The 12,358-nt window shown below is 73.7% G+C and carries 16 protein-coding genes and 3 tRNA genes; 12 read left to right on the top strand and 7 right to left on the bottom strand.

The window, feature by feature from the left end:
• The first annotated feature begins 12 nt into the window (after positions 1–12).
• The 6 genes from idi to SM573_RS13740 all read left to right on the top strand — a co-directional run bounded on the left by idi (position 13) and on the right by SM573_RS13740 (position 2,928).
• Entirely contained in the window at positions 13–621 is a 609-nt protein-coding gene (gene idi, locus SM573_RS13765) for an isopentenyl-diphosphate Delta-isomerase (protein ID WP_474616214.1), read from the top strand.
• On the top strand, positions 611–1,552 hold the full coding sequence (locus SM573_RS13760) for a MerR family transcriptional regulator (RefSeq protein ID WP_474616213.1): 942 nt from the start codon (positions 611–613) through the stop codon (positions 1,550–1,552). The genes idi and SM573_RS13760 overlap by 11 nt, the downstream gene beginning before the upstream one ends.
• Positions 1,553–1,629: 77 nt before the next feature.
• On the top strand, positions 1,630–2,421 hold the full coding sequence (locus SM573_RS13755; protein ID WP_474612550.1) for a polysaccharide deacetylase family protein: 792 nt from the start codon (positions 1,630–1,632) through the stop codon (positions 2,419–2,421).
• 154 nt (positions 2,422–2,575) lie between these two features.
• A tRNA-Glu gene (locus SM573_RS13750) sits at positions 2,576–2,648 on the top strand.
• Between the two features lie 30 nt (positions 2,649–2,678).
• Positions 2,679–2,752, top strand: a tRNA-Asp gene (locus SM573_RS13745).
• A 102-nt stretch (positions 2,753–2,854) separates the two neighbouring features.
• Positions 2,855–2,928, top strand: a tRNA-Phe gene (locus tag SM573_RS13740).
• Positions 2,929–3,107: 179 nt separating this feature from the next.
• Here SM573_RS13740 and SM573_RS13735 read toward each other — a convergent pair.
• Positions 3,108–3,566 carry an ArsI/CadI family heavy metal resistance metalloenzyme gene (locus tag SM573_RS13735; protein ID WP_474612549.1) on the bottom strand — a complete coding sequence of 153 codons (459 nt, stop codon included), beginning with the start codon at positions 3,564–3,566 and terminating at the stop codon, positions 3,108–3,110.
• A 20-nt stretch (positions 3,567–3,586) separates the two neighbouring features.
• A complete protein-coding gene (locus SM573_RS13730; RefSeq protein ID WP_474616212.1) occupies positions 3,587–3,736 on the bottom strand; it encodes a hypothetical protein in 150 nt (49 codons plus the stop codon).
• Between the two features lie 77 nt (positions 3,737–3,813).
• On the opposite strand from SM573_RS13730, the gene SM573_RS13725 reads away from it, so the two are divergent.
• The 3 genes from SM573_RS13725 (at position 3,814) to SM573_RS13715 (ending at position 5,524) form a co-directional block, all read left to right on the top strand.
• A complete protein-coding gene (locus SM573_RS13725; RefSeq protein WP_474612547.1) occupies positions 3,814–4,188 on the top strand; it encodes an ArsR/SmtB family transcription factor in 375 nt (124 codons plus the stop codon).
• A complete protein-coding gene (locus SM573_RS13720; RefSeq protein ID WP_474616211.1) occupies positions 4,185–4,916 on the top strand; it encodes an aquaporin in 732 nt (243 codons plus the stop codon). Before SM573_RS13725 ends, SM573_RS13720 begins: the two co-directional genes overlap by 4 nt.
• A 200-nt stretch (positions 4,917–5,116) precedes the next feature.
• Positions 5,117–5,524, top strand: a complete 408-nt coding sequence (locus SM573_RS13715; protein ID WP_474612890.1) for an arsenate reductase ArsC — start codon at positions 5,117–5,119, stop codon at positions 5,522–5,524.
• A 166-nt stretch (positions 5,525–5,690) separates the two neighbouring features.
• On the opposite strand, the gene SM573_RS13710 is transcribed toward SM573_RS13715, so the two are convergent.
• Entirely contained in the window at positions 5,691–6,104 is a 414-nt protein-coding gene (locus tag SM573_RS13710; protein WP_474616210.1) for a VOC family protein, read from the bottom strand.
• A 156-nt stretch (positions 6,105–6,260) separates the two neighbouring features.
• Between SM573_RS13710 and SM573_RS13705 the strand changes: the two genes are divergently transcribed.
• Positions 6,261–6,923, top strand: coding sequence for a LysE family translocator (locus SM573_RS13705; RefSeq protein ID WP_474616209.1), 663 nt, complete (start codon positions 6,261–6,263; stop codon positions 6,921–6,923).
• A 70-nt stretch (positions 6,924–6,993) separates the two neighbouring features.
• On the opposite strand, the gene SM573_RS13700 is transcribed toward SM573_RS13705, so the two are convergent.
• Positions 6,994–7,986, bottom strand: a complete 993-nt coding sequence (locus tag SM573_RS13700; RefSeq protein ID WP_474616208.1) for a hypothetical protein — start codon at positions 7,984–7,986, stop codon at positions 6,994–6,996.
• A 239-nt stretch (positions 7,987–8,225) separates the two neighbouring features.
• Here SM573_RS13700 and SM573_RS13695 point away from each other — a divergent pair, with 239 nt between their 5' ends.
• The gene (locus tag SM573_RS13695) at positions 8,226–8,747 is read left to right on the top strand and encodes an SRPBCC family protein (protein WP_474616207.1); all 522 of its coding nucleotides are present in this window, start codon (positions 8,226–8,228) and stop codon (positions 8,745–8,747) included.
• A 95-nt stretch (positions 8,748–8,842) separates the two neighbouring features.
• Here the strand turns inward: SM573_RS13695 and SM573_RS13690 are convergent, their stop codons facing one another.
• Together SM573_RS13690 and SM573_RS13685 are read right to left on the bottom strand one after the other, a co-directional pair.
• Positions 8,843–9,550, bottom strand: coding sequence for a DUF2786 domain-containing protein (locus SM573_RS13690; RefSeq protein WP_474612541.1), 708 nt, complete (start codon positions 9,548–9,550; stop codon positions 8,843–8,845).
• Between the two features lie 38 nt (positions 9,551–9,588).
• Entirely contained in the window at positions 9,589–9,978 is a 390-nt protein-coding gene (locus SM573_RS13685; protein WP_474612540.1) for a hypothetical protein, read from the bottom strand.
• A gap of 166 nt (positions 9,979–10,144) precedes the next feature.
• Between SM573_RS13685 and SM573_RS13680 the strand changes: the two genes are divergently transcribed.
• Positions 10,145–11,479, top strand: coding sequence for an ABC transporter substrate-binding protein (locus tag SM573_RS13680; protein WP_474612539.1), 1,335 nt, complete (start codon positions 10,145–10,147; stop codon positions 11,477–11,479).
• Positions 11,480–11,573: 94 nt separating this feature from the next.
• On the opposite strand, the gene SM573_RS13675 is transcribed toward SM573_RS13680, so the two are convergent.
• Complete coding sequence (locus SM573_RS13675; RefSeq protein WP_474612538.1) at positions 11,574–12,317, bottom strand: enoyl-CoA hydratase/isomerase family protein; 744 nt, start codon at positions 12,315–12,317, stop codon at positions 11,574–11,576.
• Positions 12,318–12,358 lie beyond the last annotated feature (41 nt).

The raw sequence follows: 12,358 nt of genomic DNA, 5'->3' as shown, positions 1-12,358 counted from the left end.
GAGGGTGCCGGCATGAGCGAGCGTGAGGCGCACCTGGTGGAGCTGGTCGACGAGGACGGGCGGGCCAGCGGCGAGATGACGGTCGCAGCCGCCCACCAGCCACCCGGCCGGCTGCACCGGGCCTTCTCCGTCATGCTGGTGGCGCCGGACGGCCAGGTGCTGCTCCAGCGCCGCGCCGCCGTCAAGACCCGCTTCCCGATGCGCTGGGCCAACTCGTGCTGCGGGCATCCCCTGCCCGGGGAGTCGCTCGCGGAGGCCGCCAACCGGCGGCTCCGCGAGGAGTTGGGCGCCGGGCCGGTCGAGCTGACCGAGGTCGGCGTCTACCTCTACCGCGCCGACGACCCCGCCACCGGGCGGGTCGAGTTCGAGTACGACCACGTCCTGCGGGGCGAGTTCCTTCCCGGCGCGCCGCTGCTGCCCGACCCGGCCGAGGTCGCCGAGCTGCGCTGGGTGGAGCCGACCGCGCTGGAGAACGACCTCGCCGCCGACCCCCGGGCGTACGCTCCCTGGCTCGGCGGCGTGGTGAGCCGGCTGCTCCGTCCCGCCGACCCCGCCGGCCCCGCCGCCGTGCCGTCGGGCGCAGCGCGCGACGAGGCGCCGGAGCGGCCGGGTGGTCGATGAGGCGCTGAGCGCGGGGGCCGTCGCCCGCCGGCTCGGGGTCGCGGTGACCACGCTGCGCACCTGGCACCAGCGTTACGGGCTCGGGCCCAGCCAGCACACACCGGGCCAGCACCGCCGCTACACGACGGCGGATCTGGCCCGGCTCGAGGTCATGCGGCGGCTCACCGCCGAGGGGGTCAGCCCCGCGGAGGCGGCCCGTTGGGCACGCCGGGCCCCTGAGACGGTACGCGTCGAGGAGCTGGCCCACGCCCGCCGGAGCGGCCGCGACGGAGGCGGCCAGACGATCCCGGTGGGCCGCGCCGGGCCGGCCGCCCGGGGGCTGGCCCGCGCCGCCATGCGGTTGGACTCGGTGGCGATCGGCGCGGCGATCAGCCGGAGCCTGGCCCGCGACGGTGTGGTCGCCACCTGGGACAAGCTGCTCCGGCCGGTGCTGGCCGGCATCGGTGAGCGGCACGCGGCCACGTCCGCCCTGGTCGAGGTGGAGCACCTGATGTCCCGCTGCGTCTCCGAGACGCTCGCCGCCGTCAGCCGGTCGGCGGCGCCGGACGGGCCGCAGCCCGTGCTGCTCTCCTGCGCCGACGAGGAGCAGCACACGTTACCGCTGGAGGCGCTCGCCGCCGCGCTCGCGGAGGCCAGGGTCGGCTACCGGATGCTCGGCGCCCGGGTGCCCCTGGGCGCGCTGCTGGAAGTGGTCGACCGGACCGGGCCGGCCGCCGTGGTCCTCTGGTCACACACCCCCGCCACCGCCGACCCGGCCCAGCTCACCGCAGTGCTCGCGGCGCACCAGAGGCCCCTGCTGGTGCTGGCCGCCGGCCCCGGCTGGTCGGCGGAGACACTGCCCGCCGGAGTGGTGCGCCCCACCGGGCTCGCCGAGGCGCTCGCGCTGGTCGTGGCGGTGCGGGACGCGCTGGGGCCGCCGGCCGGCCACTGATCCGGGGTGTCACCGGCGCAACTCGTCCACTAGCGTCGGGTGGTCCGCGAACCCCGACCCCCTGCGGGAGCGAACAGATGCAAGCCCGTGCCGTGCTCGCGTGCGCCCTGGGCCTGGTGCTGGCCCTCACCGGGTGCGCCCAGGCCGGCGATCACACCGCCGGCGGACCCACCCCGGCCGCCTCGACCGCCCCTACGCCGAGCCCCGAGCCCACGGTCGCGCCGAAGCCGAGCCGAACCGCCCCGACCAAGCGCCCGCTCCGGCCGCGGCCGACCACGCTGCCGGCTGGCCTGCGCCGCACCACCGGCGTACGTCCCGTGGCGCTGACCTTCGATGACGGCCCGAGCCCGGCGTGGACGCCGAAGATCCTCGAGCGGCTCCGGGCGGCCAAGGTCACCGCCACCTTCTGCCTGGTGGGGCGGGAGGTCCAGCGGCACCCGGAGCTGGTCCGCCGTATCGTCCGCGAGGGACACCAGCTCTGCAACCACAGCTGGCGGCACGACATCGACCTCGGCCGGCGACCCGTCGCGGAGATCCGGGCCGACCTGGAGCGCACGAACAAGGCCATCCGGGCGGCCGTACCCGACGCCAAGATCGCCTTCTACCGGCAGCCCGGCGGGGCGTGGACCCCGGAGGTGGTGGCGGTGGCCAAGCAGCTCGGCATGCGTCCGCTGCACTGGAGCGTCGACCCGCAGGACTGGCGGAAGCAGCCGGCGAAGTCGATCAGCAAGCGGGTCCTGGGCGCGGTGCGGCCCGGTTCCATCGTGCTGCTGCACGACGGGGGCGGAAATCGGGCCGCCACGTTCGCCGCCTGCTCCGGCGTGATCAGCGAGCTGAAGCGGCGCTACGGGATCACCCGCCTCAAATAGAAGCCTCCTGACCTGCGGTTTCTCGCGCGGGCACGGATAGAGCCATACCGGTTTGGCCGAGCGCCGGGGCATCACGTATGCTTTCCAAGCCTCCGGCGGGGCCGGATGGGAGCAAGTCCGCTTGACGTTGCGAATGTGCAATGATGGCGGGGCCGCCCTCATCGTCTAGCGGCCCAGGACGCCGCCCTTTCAAGGCGGTAGCACGGGTTCGAATCCCGTTGGGGGCACGACCGGCGCAAGCCGGTGCAACAGAGCTAGGTCCTGTGGAGCAGTCGGAGTGCTCGCCGCCCTGTCAAGGCGGAGGTCGCGGGTTCAAGTCCCGTCAGGACCGCAGCGCTGACGCCGCGCGAATTCTGCGCGGCGTTCTGCGTATCGGACCGGGTGCCCTACCGGCGGTTGATCCGCCATCCGGGTAGCATGGTCCGAGCGACCGGGCCAGGTAGCTCAGTTGGTACGAGCGTCCGACTGAAAATCGGAAGGTCGGCGGTTCGACCCCGCCCCTGGCCACAAAGCCTTTCGCCGGGCTTACAAGATCCCCACCAGCGGACACGCCGGTGGGGATCTTGCTGTGTGGGCCTCGTTCGCTACCGCCGCTGAGCCTTCGACGCCGTGATCACCGTCCTGCGTCGCACGCCCCCACGCCGACGCGCCCGCCCTTCGTCGAGGACGGGCGCGTAGCTCACCGGTCAGCAGCAGCGTCCGGCCGCGCCGACCGTGGCCGACTCCTTCTCGATGGCCGGAGTGCAGCAGGCGCTCTCGCTGCCCTTCTCCAACTGCGGCGAGTCGGCCTTGACGGTGTAGACCTCCCAGGGCTCGCCGCCCGGGCCGCGGACCCAGACCTTGTCCTGGAGGGCGTAGCAGCACTCGGTGTTGTTCTCCTCGAGCGTGATGAGACCGGAGTCGGTGAGTCGCTTGGTCGCGGCGGTGACCTCGTCCGTGCTGAACACCTCGACGCCCAGGTGGTCCATGACGGTGGGCTGGTCGGCCGCACCCTCCAGGAGCACGAGCTTCAGCGGTGGGTTCTCGATGGCGAAGTTGGCGTAGCCGGGGCGGCGCTTCGCCGGCTCCGCACCGAACAGCTTCGAGTAGAAGGCCACGGAGCCTTCGAGGTCGGACACGCGCAGGGCGAGCTGGATGCGGGACATGGTCGTTCCTCCTGTCGGGTTCAGCGGACGTGATGGGTGAGCGCGGCGGTGCGGTGGTGCTCGTAGCGCGCGTCGGCGCGGCACGCCGGGGTGCACACCTGACCGCAGGGCTCACAGAACGTCACAGCCTGGCTGTGGGCGCTACGGCGGGTGCGGAACTGCTTGAACATCGCCTCGTCCTTGTCTAGATGTTTTTCGAAGCAGGGCCTACGTTGCACCCTGTTTCGAGATCTGTCAAGCTAGAGATATGTCGAAACAACAGCTGCCGGTGGTGGACCTGAACGCGGTAGCCTGCTGCGCCCCGATCGCGGTCCGCCCCATGGACCCCGAGCAGGCGGCGGTGGTCGCCCCGCTCTTCAAGGCCCTGGGTGACCCGGTCCGGCTGCGGTTGATGTCGATGATCGCGTCGGTGCCGGAGATGTGCGTCTGCGACCTGACTCCAGCGTTCGACCTGTCCGGGCCGACCATCTCCCACCACCTGAAGGTGCTGCGGGAAGCGGGCCTGGTCGACTCCGAGCGTCGGGGCACCTGGGTCTGGTACCGGGTGAAGCCGGAGGCGTTCCGCCAGCTCGGCGCGCTCCTGGATGTCTCCGCCGCCCCGGCCGCCAGCACCGCGGCGTGAGCCTCGCCCTGACCCGGCGGGCATCGGCGGAGTTCGCCGGCACCGCCCTGCTGGTCACCGCCGTGGTCGGCTCCGGGATCGCCGCGGCTCGGCTCTCCCCCACCGACGTCGGTCTCCAGCTGCTGGAGAACGCGATCGCCACGGCCCTGGCCCTGGGCGCGCTGATCCTGACCTTCGGCCCGGTGTCCGGGGCGCACTTCAACCCGGTCGTCTCGGCTGTCGACTGGTGGCTCGGCCGCCGCGCGGGCACCGGCCTGACCGCCCGGCACCTCGCTGCATACACCGCCGCCCAGACCGGTGGGGCCATCACGGGCGCGGTGCTCGCCAACCTGATGTTCGACCTTCCGGCTGTCGCCTGGTCCCAGACCGAACGGACCGGGGCGAACCTGTGGCTGGCTGAGGTGTTCGCCACCGCCGGCCTGGTCGTTCTGGTCTTCGCCCTCGCCCGCTCCGGCCGCACCGCCGCTGCTCCGGCCGCCGTGGGCGCCTACATCGGCGCGGCGTACTGGTTCACCTCGTCGACCTCGTTCGCGAATCCCGCCGTCACCATCGGCCGGGCCTTCACCCACACCTTCGCCGGCATCGCGCCCTCGTCGGTTCCGGGCTTCGTCGCCGCCCAGCTCGTCGGCGGCCTGGTCGCCGTCGCCGCCGTCGCCGCCTGGTACCCGCACGCCGCCGACACTGCTGACGCGGTGGTCGTGCCCCCGCTTGCAGAGGAGCACCGGTGACCGCCGCCACCGGCGGCGTCACCATCACCGCCATGGACGAGCGGCACGCCGACGCCGTGTCCGACACCTACCGGCTCGGCATGCCTGCGGATTCGGCACCACCGGCACCCGCGAACGCGTCGGCCGCCACCACGGCACCCGGCGGGACGTCACCCTCATCGCACGCCGCAGCCCCTCCATCACCTGACAGGAACCCCCCGATGAGCGACAAGCCAACCGTCCTGTTCGTATGCGTCCACAACGCCGGCCGCTCCCAGATGGCCGCCGGCTGGCTGCGCCACCTCGCCGGCGACACCATCGAAGTCCGCTCCGCCGGCTCCGAACCCGCCGACCAGATCAACCCCGTGGCCGTCGAAGCCATGCGCGAGGTCGGCATCGACATCACCGGCCAGACCCCCGCCAGGCTCACCTGGGACGCGGCCGAAGCCAGCGACGTCATCGTCACCATGGGCTGCGGCGACGCCTGCCCCGTCTTCCCCGGCAAACGCTACGAGGACTGGAAACTCACCGACCCCGCCGGCCAGACCATCGACGTCGTCCGCCAGGTCCGGGACGACATCAAGCAGCGTGTGGTCGATCTGCTCGCCGAGCTTGAACGGGCCGCCTGACCGTGTCAGCGGAGCGGGTTCCGTCCTTCTGCCGAGTGCCGAATCCGCGAGCCAGATGAACGTGCCAGATTCCGTGGTACGCGGCTGGCCGGGCCACGATCCCGGCCAGCCGGTGCCCGTCGGTTGATTTCGCCGCCGAGCACGGAGCCCCGGCGACGTGGACGGGCTACTCCGCGTACGGCTGGTCGGTGCCGTGTCCGCTGTAGCCGAGACTCCAGATGTAGCCGTCGGGGTCGGCGAAGGAGCCACCGTACCCGCCCCACGGCAGGGCGCCGGCGGGCTTGAGGATCGTGGCCCCGGCCTTCGCGGCCTCCGCCATGATCTCGTCGACCCGTGCCTCGCTGCGCACGACGTAGGTGAGGACCAGGCCGCTGAACCCGCTGCCCTCCGGGCTCGTGCCCACCTGGTCGGCGAGGCCTTCGCGGCCGTAGAAGCCGACGAGCGAGCCGCCCTCCGACTCGAAGAACACGGAGACGCCGTAGTCGTCCTTGACCTTCCAGCCGAGCCCGTCGACGTAGAACCGCCGGGACCGGGCCAGGTCTCGGACGCCGAGGAGGATGGAGCTGACGTGGGCCTTCATGGCTTGTCTCCCTTGTGCGTGAGGAATGATGCACACGAGAGGCACGCTACGAACGGCCCCCGACCCGGCGCTTCTCGATTCGTGACCGGTTGTCCGTCCGGCCTGCGGGCGGACTATTCGGTTGAGGCCCGAGCGGTCGCGGTGCGACCCTGCGGCATGCGTGTCGTCGACCAGCTCCTGATCTTCCTGCCGGCCGCGTTGCTCGTCTCGCTGTCGCCCGGGCCCAACAACCTGCTCGCGTTCCGCAACGGCATGCGGACGCGGACCCGCAGCGCGGTCGCGGCCGTCGCCGGCCGCCTGCTCGCCTTCGCGGGCATGCTCACCCTCGTGGTCGTCGGGCTCAGCGCCGTCCTCACCACCTCGCGGGTCGTCTTCGAGATCCTGAAGTGGGCCGGCGCGGCCTACCTCGTCGGCATCGGGCTGCACACGATCTGGACCAACCGCCGCACCGCGCACGCGACGGCGGCCGGCCCCGGACGCGACGCCGGGGCGGCCGTCGGGGCACGCCGGCTGGCGACGCACGAGTTCGTCACCGCCGCCGCCAACCCCAAGGCGCTGCTCGTCTTCACCGCGTTCCTGCCGCAGTTCGTGGACCCCGGCGCCGGGCACACGCCCGCCCAACTCGCCGCCCTGGGCGTGATCTACCTCGCCGTCGAGACCGCGGCGGCGACCGTGTGGATCGTCGGTGGCCGTTGGCTGGCCCGCCGCAGCCTCGGCCGCGACGCCATGCGTCGCGTCAACCTCGGCTTCGGCGCGGTCTTCCTCGCTCTCGGCGGCGGCCTGGCCCTGTCCACCCCCGAGCCGGCCGGCGCCCGGTAGCGGAGCGACCAGCCGTCGTCAGCGCCGGCGCCCAGAGCCCTGCGGAGGCACGCGGGGCCGGGACGGCCGCTCAGCCCTTGGACTCGGGCGGGTGCTGGGCCATCCCGGCCCGGATCGCGTCCCAGACACTGCGCCCCACCTGTCGCAGCGCCTCGCCCGCCTGCCCCGCGAGGTCACCGGCCTGCCCGGCGATGTCACCCGGGCCAGGCGCCGGGCGCCCACCCCCAGCGGGCCCCTCACCCGGCCGCTCGGCTCCGCCCGCCGGCTTCGCCGCGCCGCCCGGCCCGGCGGGTCGCGGCCGCTCCCCACCCTGGGCCGGCCGCTCCCGGCCACCGCTCGGCTGCCCCTGCCCGGCCTGGCCCAGCCCGCCCGGGCCGGGCTGCCGCTCACGCGGCTCCCCGCCCGCACCGGCGGTGCCGGGTCGGCCCGCCTGCCCACCCCGGGACGGCTGGCCCCCCTCGGTGCCCGGCTGGGCGACCTCCCGGGCGACCGGTCCTTCCCCGGTCCACTCGGCCCGCGCGGTGATGGAGCCGATCTCGCGCCCGAGCCGGTCCGTCACCTTGTCGAGCTTCTCGGTGCTGCCGGACATCTGCCGGGCGGCCCGGCCGGCGTCGTCGAGGGCCGCGTGCGCGGACTTCGCCACCGCCTCGATGAGCTGCGGGTTGCGGTCGAGCGTGGTGAGCGCCCGGTCGAGGATCTCCATGAGCCGCTCCAGCCGCACCTTGAGCAGCACCTCGGCCCGCACGTCCTTGATGTCCAGCTCCACCGCGTCCAGGCGCACCCGCACACCGGCGTCCAGCTGGAGGAGGTTGGCCAGACGCGCCCGGAGGGACAGGTCCGCGTCCAGCCCGTCGACGGCGAGACACAGCTCACCGACCCGCAGCTCCGGCACGTCCAGCAGGACGTCCGGCTCCCCGTACCGGCCGGTCCGCCGCCCCTCCTCGCCCGGCCAGTTCCCCTCCCGTACGTGCCGCTCCGGCGTGCCCTGCGCCGAACCACCCTGGTCCTGCCCCGGCTGCGTCAGACCCTGCTCGGCCTGGCCGTGCTCGCTCCCGCTGCCCATTCGTCCCGCTCCCGACTAGGGCCGGCCCGGCACGCGTCCGGGCCCCGACCGGCCGGGCTTACCCACTTGGCCCCGCACCATCCCTGGCCGCCACGCATCGGGCGGCGGCCCGCGTCCCGCGCTGGGCCGGCGAGCGGCCCGACGACCGTGCCGTACCGGCGGTGTGCGCGGAAGCTGTCCGCAACCAGGCAGCTCCGCTCCGCTGCACTCCCGGGCATCAGCCGGTATGGTCCGGGCCTATGGGACAGGAGATGGCGGACCCGGCCGACATCCAACAGGAGGTGGACCGGTTCTCGCTGCGGTGCGGTTTCCTGGTGGCCGCCTCCGCGGAGCGGGCCTTCACCATCTTCACCGGCGCGCTGACCGAATGGTGGGTCGTCGAATACACCTGGTCCGGGCCGGAGGCGCTCGCCGAGCTGGGGATGGAGCCACGGGCGGGCGGCATGCTCTACGAGATCGGTCCCTACGGCTTCCGCGCCGACTGGGGCCGGGTCCTCACCTGGGATCCGCCCCGCCGGCTGGTCTTCACGTGGCAGCTCGGGCCGGACCGCGTGCCCGTGCCGGATCCGGCCCGGGCGAGCGAGGTGGAGGTCGTCTTCCACGCCGAGGCGCCCGAGCAGACCCGGGTGGAGCTCGAACACCGCAACTTCGACCGGCACGGCGAGGCGGCCGAGGGCTACCGGCAGGCGCTCACGGCCGGCTGGCACGAGCTGCTCTCCCGCTACGTCGCCGCGGTCGGCGGCCAGCGCCCGCCGCACTGACCCGAGCGGGTGTCGCGCGGCCACCGACCCGAGCGGGGGTCGCAGGGGGCACCGACCGGCGCCGCTGCCGCCCGCAGCCGCTCGCCGCGCGCGGCTCACCGACCCAGGCGCCGCTCCGGTCCGGGGCCGGTGACCACCTCCCGGCCGCCCAGGTCGGCCCGCCGCCCGGCGTCCGCTCCGGAAGCGAACCCGGAGCCGGCCAATCGTCGCCGGGGGGCCGTGCGTAGGCGCGGATACACCTCGGCGATCCGCCGTTGCACCCGGTCGGAGCGGTCGGCCAGCACCAGCGCGACGCCGGGCACGCCCGAGCCGCTCGCCGCCTCCGCCTCGGCCACCCGCAGGCGGGCGCCGATCACCTGCGCGAACCCGGCGAGCCACGAGCGGCGGAACGCGGCCACCTGCTCACCCGGCGGAACGGGGGTGCCGGCCAGCCCGTGCGCGGCCTGCACCAGCAGCGAGGTGAACAGCAGCTCGACGCGTTCCAGGTCGCTGGCGAAGCCGAACAGGTGCATCGCGAAGCCGCTGCCGTGCCGGCGGCGCACGCAGCGGCAGCGCAGCGGGTCCGCGACCGCCGCGAGCAGACCGGCCTTGTCCCGGGCGTACGGGGCGACCACCTCGACCACCCGGTCACCGACCGGGTCGGTGGCCGGGTCGCGTGCGGCGAGCAGCGCCCGGTCGACGCCGTAGCGGGCGATCAGCTCCGTCGCCTTGGCCATGAAGGCCGCCGACTCGGCCGGGGTGCAGGCCGGGTCCTCGGCCTGGGCGAGCAGCTTGCGGACCTTGCTGAGCATGGCGTCGGGCATGCCCCAGAGCTATCACACGTGACCTTCGAGCGGCCGTGTCAGCGGTCCCGGCTGCGCAGTGTGGCCACGGTCGAGCCGGCGAGGGTGAGCAGGCAGTCCGGTAGTAGCCCGTCGGCCATCGCCGCCCCGAAGAGCGCCTGCCCGGTGTCGGCGTCGCGGTTGGCGTACGCGCTCACGAAGCGCGCCACCCACCGCGTGTCGTAGCCGGCCTCGTCGATACCGGGGAAGTCCAGGGCGCACGAGCCTGCCGGGCCCGGATCGCCCACCATCGTGGCGGCGAGGCACCACGCCACCCCGTACGCCCCGGCGAGGCCGGACCGGTCGACGACGTCGTCGAACGCGCACACGACGGCGTCACCGTCCCCGGCCAGGGCCGAGCGGAGCACGGCGGTGGCATCGTCGAGCGTCTGCTGTGGCAGGTCCGTCACGCAGGGCACAGTAGGCGGCCGGGTCAAGGAGCGACGGCGAGCCCCGTCGATCGCTACTCTCCGTGTCCGGCGCGGGCGACCTGCGGTAAGACCGCCCTCCACGGTCCCGCCTCCGGCATCGGCACGCTAATGTGCGCAGCGGACCTTCGCCGATGGAAGGACGACCATGCTCGTATCGCGCGGCTCGCGGATGGCCACACTGGCTGCCTGCGCCACGTTCCTGCTCGCCACCAGCGCCTGCGGGACTGACAAGCCCGAGGAGGCGACGACCCACCAGGCGCGCCTCTACGGGACCGACGGCAACATGCTCAACTCCTTCCCGGCGGAGTTGAAGGATCGCGCCGACCTCGTCGACGGCATGAAGGGCACCACGCCGCTGACGCCGCTCCCCGAAGACTTCAAGAATCGGCTACGGTCCGTCGATCCGAAGTTGACCGACTACCTCTACTCCGCGGAGACGTACGACGCGGTCATGATCAGCGCGCTCGCCGCGCAGCTGGCCGGCAGCACGGACCCCGCGCAGATCGCCCAGCAGATCGTCGGCGTGACCAACGGCGGGCAGCGCTGCGAGGACGCGGCCACCTGCCTGGAACTGGCCCGGAAGGGGCAGGACATCGAGTACCGCAGCGTCTCGCTGACCCGCGCGGGCTTCACCGACGCCGGTGAGCCGTCCACCGCGAGCTACGCCACGCTGCACTTCGACGGTCAGCAGATCAACGACGCCAAGACGGAGTTCGTGGGCGCCGGGGACGAGTCGGGGGCCAGCACCAAGGCGCCGCCGAAGGCGAAGAAGCAGCGCGAGGGCGCCAAGGGCGACCCGCTGCTCATCGGCGGCCTGCTGCCCAAGACCGGTGACCTGGCCCTGGCCTACCCGCCGATGGCCGCGGGCGCCGCGCTCGCCATCCGTGAGATCAACGCTGCCGGCGGCGTGCTCGGCGAGGACGTCACGTGGGTCGACGGCGACGACGGCACCAGCCCCGCGGTGGCGAAGGCCACGGTGGCGAAGCACGTCCAGGCGGGCGTGCCCGTCATCATCGGCGCCGGTGGCTCGGGCATCTCGCTGGAGGTGCTGCCGGACGTGGTGAACGCCGGCCGGATCCTCTTCTCCCCGTCGAACACCGACGCTGGGCTGACCACCGCCGAGGACAAGGGGCTCTACTTCCGTACCGCCCCCTCCGACAGCCTCCAGGGCCGGGCGCTCGCCGACGTGATCCTCCGTGACGGCTCCCAGCGGATCGCGATCGTCGCCCGTAAGGACTCCTACGGCGAGGGCCTCCAGACCGTGGTGAAGACGGAGTTGGAGAGCGCCGGCATCACGGCCGACCGGCTCAAGCTGCTGACGTACGAGCCGCCCGCCGCCGCGTCGGACCCGGTGGACTTCGGCGCCGGGGCGACGGAGGTCAAGGACTTCGGCGCGGACGCGGTGCTGGTGATCGGCTTCGGTGAGTCGGCTCAGGTGATCCGGGCGTTGGCCGACGCCGGCGTGCAGATCCGCCACTGAGCACGGTCCGCGACGGGGAACGGCCGCACCGGGACATTCCGGTGCGGCCGTTCCATGTCCGGCCTCTTCCGGCGGCCGGTCGGCGCGTCGAGCGTCAGCGGGCGCGCCGCCGCTCCAGGAACTCCGTCATGCGGCGGTGCTTCTCCTCGTCCTCGAAGAGCACCGCCTGACTCACCAGGTCCAGCTGCGGGTGGGCGGCGGCCGGCGCGTCCACGGCGAGCTTGGTCAGCCGCAGGGCCAGCGCGGAGCCCTTGGCCATCTCGTCGAGCAGGCCGTGCGCGACCGGCAGCAGCTCGTCGGGTTCGGTCACCACCCGGTTGACCAGGCCGATCCGCAGCGCCTCCGCCGCGTCCACGCGGCGCCCGGTGAAGAGCAGTTCCTTCGCCCGTGCCTCGCCGACCAGCGCGGGGAGCCGGTGGGTCGCGCCGGCACCGGCCAGGATGCCCAGCCGCACCTCGGGCTGGCCGAACACCGCGCGCTCGGTGCAGACCCGCAGGTCACAGGCGTACGCCAGCTCGGCGCCGCCGCCCAGCGCGGGCCCGTCCACGGCGGCGACGGTGGGCATGGGCAGCGCCCGGATCCGGGCGAAGGCGGCCGAGTTGATCGCGGCGAGGGCGTCCAGCCGCCCCCGCTCGCGCAGCTGGCCGATGTCGGCGCCGCCCGCGAAGATGCCCTCCGTCCCGCCCGTGAGCAGCAGCAGTCGGGGGCGGACCTCCAGCTCCGCGCAGACCGCGTGCAGCTCGGCGATGAGGTCGGCGTCGATGGCGTTGCGCTTCTCCGGCCGGTCCAGCGTCACCACCAGCCGGTCCGGGTGCTCCTCGATGCGCAGCCCACTCATCGCGTCGGCCTTCCGCTCGCGCCTGCGGGGCTCGCACCCTC

This window comes from Micromonospora xinjiangensis (genome assembly GCF_056150165.1).
This window is presented reverse-complemented; position numbering and strand designations above follow the sequence as displayed.

Coding starts and splice junctions, on each gene's coding strand:
- idi (WP_474616214.1), top strand. CDS start 13: ATGAGCGAGCGTGAGGCGCACCTGGTGGAGCTGGTCGACGAGGACGGG.
- SM573_RS13755 (WP_474612550.1), top strand. CDS start 1,630: ATGCAAGCCCGTGCCGTGCTCGCGTGCGCCCTGGGCCTGGTGCTGGCC.
- SM573_RS13735 (WP_474612549.1), bottom strand. CDS start 3,566: ATGTCCCGCATCCAGCTCGCCCTGCGCGTGTCCGACCTCGAAGGCTCC.
- SM573_RS13730 (WP_474616212.1), bottom strand. CDS start 3,736: ATGTTCAAGCAGTTCCGCACCCGCCGTAGCGCCCACAGCCAGGCTGTG.
- SM573_RS13725 (WP_474612547.1), top strand. CDS start 3,814: ATGTCGAAACAACAGCTGCCGGTGGTGGACCTGAACGCGGTAGCCTGC.
- SM573_RS13715 (WP_474612890.1), top strand. CDS start 5,117: ATGAGCGACAAGCCAACCGTCCTGTTCGTATGCGTCCACAACGCCGGC.
- SM573_RS13710 (WP_474616210.1), bottom strand. CDS start 6,104: ATGAAGGCCCACGTCAGCTCCATCCTCCTCGGCGTCCGAGACCTGGCC.
- SM573_RS13705 (WP_474616209.1), top strand. CDS start 6,261: ATGCGTGTCGTCGACCAGCTCCTGATCTTCCTGCCGGCCGCGTTGCTC.
- SM573_RS13700 (WP_474616208.1), bottom strand. CDS start 7,986: ATGGGCAGCGGGAGCGAGCACGGCCAGGCCGAGCAGGGTCTGACGCAG.
- SM573_RS13695 (WP_474616207.1), top strand. CDS start 8,226: ATGGGACAGGAGATGGCGGACCCGGCCGACATCCAACAGGAGGTGGAC.
- SM573_RS13690 (WP_474612541.1), bottom strand. CDS start 9,550: ATGCCCGACGCCATGCTCAGCAAGGTCCGCAAGCTGCTCGCCCAGGCC.
- SM573_RS13680 (WP_474612539.1), top strand. CDS start 10,145: ATGCTCGTATCGCGCGGCTCGCGGATGGCCACACTGGCTGCCTGCGCC.
- SM573_RS13675 (WP_474612538.1), bottom strand. CDS start 12,317: ATGAGTGGGCTGCGCATCGAGGAGCACCCGGACCGGCTGGTGGTGACG.